Below are 3,828 nucleotides of genomic sequence, written 5' to 3'. Positions count from 1 at the left end.
CCCCCTTCTTAAGGGGGATTTAGGGGGATCTAGACTTTGCCTAAAAGCGACATTTCTCAAGGGTTTCAGGCTTAAGTTGACACTACGAAAGGCAGTGCCGTGTCCCTACCTGATTATTTTGGGGTAGGGACACGGCATTGCCGTCTCCGAACTCGATCGCCAAGAAACGGTAAACTATAAACAGTCAAACTTAACTTTCAAACAATTATGATTTTTCCTGGTTCCGCAGTTCGAGTTAAAGATAAGGGCGAGATTTACTATGCTTTTCAAGGACAAGTCCAGCGAGTTACCGACGGGAAAGTCGCGGTATTGTTTGAAGGCGGCAATTGGGACAAGTTGATTACTTTCCGCCTGTCGCAGTTGGAACTTGTAGATGCTACGGCTGGCCGCGCGAAATAGTCAGTTGGGAGTTGGCAGTTGGCAGTTGGCAGTTGGCAGTTGACTGTTGACTGTTGACTGTTGACTGTTGTTACCTACTACTAATCAACTAATAACTAATAACTAATAACTAATAACTAATACCCAATGCCCTGCACAAGCCAATTACCAATTACCAACTGCCAATTACCAACTGCCAACTGACTAAAACTATGCGTTTACCTTTACCCCAATTTGGAACAAAAGAACGGCATCCCGATCGCATTGCTGAAGTCATCGAGACGGCAACTACAGAGTTTTTGGCTCAATGCTTGGAACCGGATGACTTGAGTTTTCCGGTGATGCCGCCTTTTGGAAGTTGGGTGAAGGCCCAAGATGAAGAGTCAAAAAATCAAATCTACGGCGTAGTTTATCATGCTACCACTAGCCCGATCGACTCCGTGCACAGAGCCCGCGCCTTGGGTTTGTCCCTCGAAGAGTTGCGGGAAGAACAACCGCAGATTTTTGCGATGCTCAAAACCGAGTTTCGAGTGGCGCTTGTGGGGTTTGAGAAACCACCGGAAAGGTTGAACGGCCACGGCCCATCGAGGGGTACAATTTATCAATATTTGCCGCCGCGCCCGCCACAAATTCACCAAGCGGTTTATCGCTGCGAACCTGATGAGGTGATTGATTTTACGGTGCAGTTGGATTTTTTGAGGACGCTGCTGGGAGTGACGAATGCGCCTGTGGATGCGCTGACGGCTGCGACGATTCGGGAGATTTATCAGTTGCGAATGCGCGATCGATCTTGGTTGGTGGAAGCGGGGAGGAATTTGAGTGTTTTGTTGAAAGATGATTATGACAGGTTGCGGGTGATTTTGAGTCAGATTCATCCTTAAGCATCGCCATCACTCCAACCATGCTTCTAAGTCTAATGTAAAGTGATGCGTATTTTGCAGTAAAAAAGAGCGCCCTTGTTTCACCAAATCACCTTGACAAATCACCGGGATTCTCGCTTGATAAGCTTTGACTGCCAGTTCGTAAACGGGATCGGCTAGTTCTAATTGAAGGCGGCGCAGCTTGCAGATAATAACGCTCGTTAAAGTTACTTTTCCTGCTGACGATCCTTCTTGCAAGTTGGTTACGATGCCTTGAATTGTCATGTTAGGGGCTGAGGTAAAGAGGTTGCTGAGAATTTCGAGCTGGGAACGATTTTCGGCAATTTCTAGAGTTTGTAAAACTTCAGCCATTCGGCGAGGAAAGTCTAAAAATTCTGGTTTCAATGGTAGCATAATCTCTAATTCTTCTGCGGTTTCGCTCTGGCGATTCCAGATAGAAACTTTATCTTCAATTTGTCGCACTTCTTGCCAGGAATGGGTTTCGAGGTAAGCACGCACAATTTCTGGCTGTATGTTTTTGAGAATTTCTGGATCTCGAACGGTGACTATCATAGGGTTTGACCTGCTTCGATTCGCTGCATGAGGGTGGTAAGAGCTTTTACATTAAAGATATTGTCTGTGGGTATGGAAATTGTGACAGTGGTTTGATTCTGGGTTGGAGGTTTACCTCGCAGAGAAACCCAATAACCGCAATATTTCAGGCAAAGTTCCTGTTGAGATTGGATTAGCCAATTATCTAGATTGTTGGGTACGACTACAACGACTAACAGTCGAGGAGTCAGAATATTTTCTACTTTCAAGTCATTGTAGTTTTTGACTTCGATCGGATATCTAATTTCTGCCTCTCCAACCACATCCCTAGATGTGCATTTTACCTGGAGTTCAAGTCGGGGATATCGAATAATTCCATTTCCCATACCGCCAGCAAGAATGATATCGATGCCATCAAAATCTAATGGTCTAGCTGCTACTTGGAAAGAATAGCCTGCTGTGGAAGCAACTGCATAAATATAGGCATAGCTGAACTGTTCTTTTTGCTGGTTGATGTCCACGATCGCTATTTGTTGAGTCTATCTGAATCATAACTGGCACGGGAGCCGATCGCCCGATCGCCCATAGGATTACTCTTCGGGTTTTTCCTCCAAATCATCTAAATACAAACGAATGAAATCCCCTGCTGCATCGGGATTAATTTGCCATAGTGCTTTCCGAATGTCCAACACCGCCTCTGCTACGGGATCTCTACTTTCATTTACCCACCGGTGAATGTTGGAACGTCCTACCCCCATTGTCACAGCCAACCGATTTTGGCTGATGTCGTAAGTTTCGAGCACCTGTTTGAGTGCTTTGCCTGCTTTTCCCATGCCTCAGATTGTCTCAGAGGGCGATCGTAAATGTTGCCTAAATTGTCGGCTATTTGTTGAGTCTATCTCAAGCATAGGTGGCATGGGAGCCGATCGCCCGATCGCCCATATTATTACTCTTCGAGTTTTCCCTCCAAATCATCTAAATACAAACGAATAAAATCCCCTGCTGCATCGGGATTAATTTGCTGTAATCCCTTGCGAATCTCTAGAACCGCTTCAGATGCCGGATCTCGATTCTCGTTAACCCAACGGTTAATGCTCGATCGTCCAATGCCCATAATCGCTGCTAATTGATTTTGGCTGATGCCATAGGTTTCTAAAACCTGCTTCAGCGCCTTTCCTGCCTTACTCATGGCTTCTATGTTCTCAGAAGCTCGCAACTAAGTAAAGATTGTTGACATTCGTCTACACTGCGGTAAGATAGTGTTGTTGACGATTGTCAGCAAAGCACCCAGTAAACAATCACATAATGCTTATGCCGAAAAACTTCCTTGCCAATTCCCCAGCAACCGATACTGCGACTGCGACAGTACCTGTCGCGGAGCCTCCAAAAGCCGATCGAGAACCGGTTAAAATCCTGCTGATAGGTTCTCCCAAAGCGGTGAGAAGCATCATTTACATCCTTTACGGTTTGGGTTTTGCCTCTGTCAGCGAATGGAGCCCTCTGCAACCTGCCCAAAAGCCGGGTGAAGTCATGAGCATTCTCATGCGTTACCTGCGGATGGAATAAAATAATCTGGACTTACGCAAAAAGTAGTTTGAATAGCCGTAAATTGCTACATATAAAGGTTTTGCGTAAGTCTAGACAAAATTCATTTCGGAGCAGAAATATTTTATGTGGGTAGAGATAACAGCGCTAAATCAGGTTCCCGAATGGGGTGTATTGAAGGTAAAAGTTGAGGATACTTCGCTGATTTTGAATCGCCAAGGTGCGAAGGTGACTTGTTATCGCAATGCTTGCACTCATTTGGAATATCCGATCGATATGGGTAAGGTAAGTGGCGGTATCATTACCTGTCCGTTTCATAAGTATCAGTACAAATTAGATAGCGGTAAATGCCTGAATGCACCAGCCGATGCGCTCGAATCTTATCCGGTTAAGGTTGAGGGCGATCGGGTTTTTGTAGAAATAGATTAGTTATGTGTTAGTCGTTGAGTCCGACAGTCCGACAGGGGTTGAAACCCCTGTCTCATAGCGAAAG

8 protein-coding genes are annotated in these 3,828 nt (G+C 45.4%); 4 read left to right on the top strand and 4 right to left on the bottom strand.

Going from position 1 to position 3,828, the window contains the following annotated elements; genetic code table 11:
- Positions 1-207 precede the first annotated feature (207 nt).
- Positions 208-399 carry an NAD(P)H dehydrogenase subunit NdhS gene (locus QT974_RS23015; RefSeq protein ID WP_293145052.1) on the top strand — a complete coding sequence of 64 codons (192 nt, stop codon included), beginning with the start codon at positions 208-210 and terminating at the stop codon, positions 397-399.
- A gap of 191 nt (positions 400-590) precedes the next feature.
- A complete protein-coding gene (locus QT974_RS23010) occupies positions 591-1,259 on the top strand; it encodes an HAS-barrel domain-containing protein (protein ID WP_293203350.1) in 669 nt (222 codons plus the stop codon).
- Positions 1,260-1,268: 9 nt separating this feature from the next.
- Here the strand turns inward: QT974_RS23010 and QT974_RS23005 are convergent, their stop codons facing one another.
- The 4 genes from QT974_RS23005 to QT974_RS22990 form a co-directional block, all read right to left on the bottom strand.
- Positions 1,269-1,811: a hypothetical protein gene (locus QT974_RS23005; protein WP_333470742.1), complete on the bottom strand. Its 543-nt coding sequence runs from the start codon at positions 1,809-1,811 to the stop codon at positions 1,269-1,271.
- Positions 1,808-2,311: a DUF4365 domain-containing protein gene (locus tag QT974_RS23000; RefSeq protein WP_333470741.1), complete on the bottom strand. Its 504-nt coding sequence runs from the start codon at positions 2,309-2,311 to the stop codon at positions 1,808-1,810. The genes QT974_RS23005 and QT974_RS23000 overlap by 4 nt, the downstream gene beginning before the upstream one ends.
- A gap of 69 nt (positions 2,312-2,380) precedes the next feature.
- Positions 2,381-2,623, bottom strand: a complete 243-nt coding sequence (locus tag QT974_RS22995) for a helix-turn-helix domain-containing protein (RefSeq protein ID WP_333470740.1) — start codon at positions 2,621-2,623, stop codon at positions 2,381-2,383.
- Between the two features lie 113 nt (positions 2,624-2,736).
- Positions 2,737-2,979: a helix-turn-helix domain-containing protein gene (locus QT974_RS22990; protein ID WP_333470739.1), complete on the bottom strand. Its 243-nt coding sequence runs from the start codon at positions 2,977-2,979 to the stop codon at positions 2,737-2,739.
- 122 nt (positions 2,980-3,101) lie between these two features.
- Between QT974_RS22990 and QT974_RS22985 the strand changes: the two genes are divergently transcribed.
- Complete coding sequence (locus QT974_RS22985; RefSeq protein ID WP_333470738.1) at positions 3,102-3,356, top strand: peptide ABC transporter substrate-binding protein; 255 nt, start codon at positions 3,102-3,104, stop codon at positions 3,354-3,356.
- 105 nt (positions 3,357-3,461) lie between these two features.
- Positions 3,462-3,764, top strand: a complete 303-nt coding sequence (locus tag QT974_RS22980; protein WP_333470737.1) for a Rieske (2Fe-2S) protein — start codon at positions 3,462-3,464, stop codon at positions 3,762-3,764.
- Positions 3,765-3,828: the final 64 nt, after the last annotated feature.

The organism is Microcoleus sp. BM001215392, from assembly GCF_036700185.1.
Taxonomy (GTDB): domain Bacteria; phylum Cyanobacteriota; class Cyanobacteriia; order Cyanobacteriales; family Microcoleaceae; genus Microcoleus.
This window is presented reverse-complemented; position numbering and strand designations above follow the sequence as displayed.